Source organism: Mycobacterium sp., assembly GCF_050701675.1.
Taxonomy (GTDB): domain Bacteria; phylum Actinomycetota; class Actinomycetes; order Mycobacteriales; family Mycobacteriaceae; genus Mycobacterium.
In genome coordinates this window covers 1-4,399 of sequence record NZ_JBOGDD010000406.1, presented here as the reverse complement: position 1 = coordinate 4,399, position 4,399 = coordinate 1, and the positions used below count along the sequence as shown (strand labels likewise).

General features: G+C 69.6%; 6 protein-coding genes. 3 read left to right on the top strand and 3 right to left on the bottom strand.

Annotated elements, in window-relative coordinates; all coding sequences use genetic code 11:
• The coding region (locus tag ACRDUX_RS12340; RefSeq protein ID WP_526414267.1) for a Nif3-like dinuclear metal center hexameric protein at positions 1–554 on the bottom strand (554 nt) is incomplete at its 3' end.
• Positions 551–1,609 carry an Rv2231c family histidinol phosphate aminotransferase CobC gene (cobC, locus tag ACRDUX_RS12335; RefSeq protein ID WP_526414265.1) on the bottom strand — a complete coding sequence of 353 codons (1,059 nt, stop codon included), beginning with the start codon at positions 1,607–1,609 and terminating at the stop codon, positions 551–553. The genes cobC and ACRDUX_RS12340, both read right to left, overlap by 4 nt.
• Positions 1,610–1,648: 39 nt before the next feature.
• Between cobC and ACRDUX_RS12330 the strand changes: the two genes are divergently transcribed.
• The 3 genes from ACRDUX_RS12330 to ACRDUX_RS12320 are packed head-to-tail and all read left to right on the top strand — an operon-like array spanning position 1,649 to position 3,628.
• On the top strand, positions 1,649–2,281 hold the full coding sequence (locus tag ACRDUX_RS12330) for an HAD hydrolase-like protein (RefSeq protein ID WP_526414269.1): 633 nt from the start codon (positions 1,649–1,651) through the stop codon (positions 2,279–2,281).
• Positions 2,274–2,768, top strand: a complete 495-nt coding sequence (locus tag ACRDUX_RS12325; RefSeq protein ID WP_526414263.1) for a low molecular weight protein-tyrosine-phosphatase — start codon at positions 2,274–2,276, stop codon at positions 2,766–2,768. Before ACRDUX_RS12330 ends, ACRDUX_RS12325 begins: the two co-directional genes overlap by 8 nt.
• Positions 2,768–3,628, top strand: coding sequence for an SURF1 family cytochrome oxidase biogenesis protein (locus tag ACRDUX_RS12320; protein WP_526414261.1), 861 nt, complete (start codon positions 2,768–2,770; stop codon positions 3,626–3,628). The genes ACRDUX_RS12325 and ACRDUX_RS12320 overlap by 1 nt, the downstream gene beginning before the upstream one ends.
• On the opposite strand, the gene ACRDUX_RS12315 is transcribed toward ACRDUX_RS12320, so the two are convergent.
• Positions 3,582–4,399 (bottom strand): cobalamin biosynthesis protein (locus ACRDUX_RS12315; protein ID WP_526414259.1); only part of this gene is annotated, 818 nt, incomplete at its 5' end. The two genes, ACRDUX_RS12320 and ACRDUX_RS12315, sit on opposite strands and share 47 nt — an antisense overlap.

The following is a 4,399-nucleotide window of genomic DNA, read 5'->3' as shown; positions in this document are numbered from 1 at the left end:
GGCGACGCCCCCTCGTGCGGCAGGAACTGCCCGCTGCCAGAAACGGTCCAGCTGCAATGCGAGTAGTCACCGATCTGGCCTGCACCCGCACCGAACATCGCCTCGCGCACCGATTCGGCCTGCGCGGCGGGCACGTACACCACCCACTTGTCGAGTCGGACGCCGTCGGCAACCGGTGAGAGCACGTCGGTGACCACCAGCCCGAGGGCGTCGGCCAGCGCGTCCGAGACCCCGGGGGATGCCGAGTCCGCGTTGGTGTGGGCGGTGAATAGCGCGCTCCCGGCGCGGATCAGTCGGTGCAGCAGCGCGCCCTTGGCGGTGTCAGCCGCCACCGTGTCGACACCGCGCAACAGCAACGGATGATGTGCGAGAAGCAGGCCCTGCTCAGGCATGTCGGCGATCACGTCGGCGGTGGCGTCGACCGCTATCGTCACGGATTCGACCGTCTCTGACGGGTCACCGCACACCAGCCCGACGGAGTCCCACTCCGCGGCCAGCGCCGGCGGGTAGGCGTCCTCAAGCACGTCCATGACGTCGGACAGTCGTGCGCTCATCGCGTCACCTCCAGCATCGACTCGACCAGCGTCGGCCACTCCGGCCGAACCGCCGCACGCAGATACTCACCGTCGAGCCCGACGAAGGTGTCGCAGCGACGCACGGCAATGCCGTTGGCGTCCAGATGTTTCCGAACCAATTCGGCGTCGGGCACCCGGAAGAGGACGAACGGAGCGCAACCGTCGACGACGGTGAATCCGGCGTTCGTCAGACCGGCCACCATCTCGGCGCGCAGCGCGAGCAGCCTGCGCGCGCCCGCCTCGGCGTCCGCGACCGCCGCCGGCGAGCTACACACCTCGATGGCCTCCAATTGCAGCGTCCCGAGTGGCCAGTGCGCCCGCTCGGAGGCCAGTCTGGCCAGAACGTCCGGCGCGCCGAGCGCGTAGCCGACCCGTAGCCCCGCCAGCGACCACGTCTTGGTCAAGCTGCGGAGCACCACCACGTCGGGCAGATCCTCGCCGGCCAGCGACTGAGGTTCGCCGGGAATGGCGTCGGCGAACGCCTCGTCGACGACCACGATCCGGCCGGCACGGCGCAGGGCAAGGATGTCCTCCCTGGTGTGCAGCACGCCCGTCGGGTTCGTCGGGTTCCCCACGACGACCAGGTCGGCTTCGTCGGGCACGACGGCACCCGAGAGCACGAACGGCGCCTCGAGAACCACATGGCTGATCGGAACCCCGGCGGCCGTGAGCACCGCCTCGGGTTCGGTGAAGGACGGCGCGACCAGCGCTGCCAGCCTGGGCTGCAGACGCGCCAGCATCGCAAACCCCTCGGCTCCTCCGGCCAGGGGCATGACCTCCTCGGGACGCCGTCCATGTCGGGTTGCGACCGAGCTCGTCGCGCGTCGGTGGTCACCTTCGCCGGGATAGCGGCCGAGGTCCTCGAGCCGCGCCGCGAGACGTTCCACCAGCCACGACGGTGGCCGCGCCGCCCGTACGTTCACCGCGAAGTCGAGCATTCCCGGAGCCGCTGCCTGATCACCGTGATAGCGCGCGTCCAGCCGCGGCGGATGCCCGCCACTCCGCGCTCCCGGCGACCGGGAAAGACTGCCCACAACAAGACAGTAGACAATGGACGGGTGAGTCCCCAGCTAGTGATATTCGACCTCGACGGCACACTCACCGATTCCGCCGTCGGGATCGTCGCCAGCTTCCGGCACGCCTTGGGCGAGATCGGCGCCGTGGTGCCCGACGGGGACCTCGCCGAGCGCATCGTCGGGCCCCCGATGCACGTGACGTTGACGTCCATGGGGCTCGGCGACAGGGCTGACGAGGCAGTCACCGCCTACCGCGCCGACTACACCACCAGGGGCTGGGCGATGAACAGCGTGTTCGACGGGATCCCCGCCCTCTTGACCGACCTCGGCGCCGCGGGAGTACGACTGGCGATCGCCACGTCGAAGAACGAGTTGACGGCCCGGCGGATCATCGAGCACTTCGGTCTCGATGGGCATTTCGAGGTCATCGCGGGCGCGAGCCCCGACGGTGTCCGTTCGTCGAAGGCCGACGTCGTCGCGCACGCGCTGGCGCAGCTCGCACCGCTTCCGCAGCGGGTGCTCATGGTCGGCGACCGCTCGCACGACGTCGAGGGTGCCGGCGCACACGGCATCGACACGGTGGTGGTCGAATGGGGTTACGGTGCATCCGACTTCACTGGGCCTGACGCAGTGACCGCGTTCAGGCACGTGTCGACGATCGATGGCCTGCGGGAGGTTCTCGGTGTCTGAACCCATCCACGTGACGTTCGTCTGCTCCGGAAACATCTGTCGCTCACCGATGGCCGAGAAGATGTTCGCCCACCAGATCTCCGAACGGGGCCTCGCCGCCGTGGTTCGGGTGAGCAGCGCGGGCACCGGCAGCTGGCACGAGGGTGACGGTGCAGACGATCGCACCAACCACGTGCTGCGGGAGCACGGTTACCCGACGTTCCATCGCGCTGCGCAGATCGACGATGACCACATCGCCGCGGACATGGTGATCGCCATGGGGCGCAACCACACCCGGATCCTTCGTGACCTCGGCGTCCCGCCAACTCGGATTCGCATGATGCGGTCCTTCGATCCGCGTTCCGCCGCACACCCGTTGGACGTCGAAGACCCCTATTACGGGACCGGGGCCGACTTCGAGGAGACCTTCGCGGTCATCGAGGCGTCGCTGCCAGGATTGCACGACTGGGTCGACGAGCGCCTCGCCGAGCGTGGGGTCGCCAGCTGATGCGTACCAGTCTCCCGGGTCGCTTCGCTCCTGCCCTCCGCCGGTTCGCCTTCCTGTTCAAGCCCCAGTGGCTGGCGCTCTACGTCGTCGTCATCGCCTTCGCCTACCTGTGCTTCACGGTGTTGGCGCCGTGGCAGCTGGGCAAGAACACCAAGACATCGCGGGAGAACGACCAGATCTCCAGTTCGTTGTCCGAGGCGCCGATACCGGTGACGACGATTCTGCCGCACCAGGATTCGTCGGCTCCCGCCCAGCAGTGGCGCCAGGTCACGGCCACCGGCCGATACCAGCCCGACGCGCAGGTGCTGGCGCGGCTCCGGGTGAACAACGGCACTCCCGCCTACGAGGTGCTGTTGCCGTTCCACGTCGACGGCGGTCCCACCGTGCTGGTCGACCGCGGGTTCGTCAATCCCGTGAAGGGCACGGCGGTCCCCCAGTTCGACCCACCACCGACCGGCACCGTGACCATCAACGCGCGACTGCGCGATTCCGAACCCGTCACCGCGGGCAAGGACCCGTTCCGCGGGGACGGCGTCCAGCAGGTGTACTCGATAAACACCGACCAGATCGCTCGGGTGACGGGCGTCCCGATCGCGGGCTCGTATCTGCAGCTCGTCGACGACCAACCCGGCGGTCTCGGCACCATCAGTCTGCCGCACCTCGACGCGGGCCCGTTTCTGTCCTACGGCATCCAGTGGATCGCGTTCGGCATCGTCGCGCCGATCGGGTTGGGTTACTTCCTCTTTGCCGAGATCAAGCAGCGCCGCCTGGAGAAGGACCAGACGGCGAAGAGAACGGCCACTCCCGCGCCACTCAGCGCCGAGCAGAAGCTCGCCGACCGCTACGGCAGGCGCTCGTGATGATCACGGCTACCCCCGCCGCCGCGGCCTGAACGGCGCGGGAGAGCCGGACCGACCGCTCGACGTCGACCGATTCGGGCGGATGGCCGTCCCCCAGCGTCGGCCGGATCTCGAGGCGGTGCGGGTATTGCGTTGGCCCTCCCAATCGCACACCGAGCGCGCCGGCGAACGCCGCCTCCACGACACCCGCGTTGGGGCTGGGGTGACGCGAGGCGTCCCGGCGCCACACCGCGACCGCTTCCCGCGTCGAGCCGCCGACGGCGGGAGCGCACGAGGCCACCAGAGCGCCGGTGGCGCGGGCCGGCAGATAGTTCGCGACGTCGTCGAACCGTGCTGCCGCCCAACCGAATCGGTCGTACCGCGGCGAGCGGTGGCCGATCATCGCGTCCAGGGTGTTGGCGCCGCGGTACACCAGCAGCCCTGGCACCCCGGCCAGCGCACCCCACCACAGGGGCGCCACCTGCGCGTCGGAGGTGTTCTCGGCGACCGACTCCACGGTGGCACGGGCGATTCCCGACTCGTCAAGGGATGCCGGATCGCGTCCGCACAGTGACGGCACCAGTGCCCGCGCGCCGTCGACGTCGGCTGCCTCGAGCAACCGGGCCATCTCCGCACCCGTGCGCGCCAGTGACGTCCCACCGAGCGCGACGAACGTGGCGCAGGCCGTCACACCAGCCGACCAGGCCGGCCCGCGCCGCGCGGCCGCGCGCTCGGCCAGGACGCCGAGCGCGGCAAGCGCGCCGAGAAGCACTCCCGTGTGTGCCACACCGG

Excerpts from the sequence above, each read along its gene's own strand:
- ACRDUX_RS12320 (WP_526414261.1), top strand. The coding sequence starts at position 2,768 with ATGCGTACCAGTCTCCCGGGTCGCTTCGCTCCTGCCCTCCGCCGGTTC.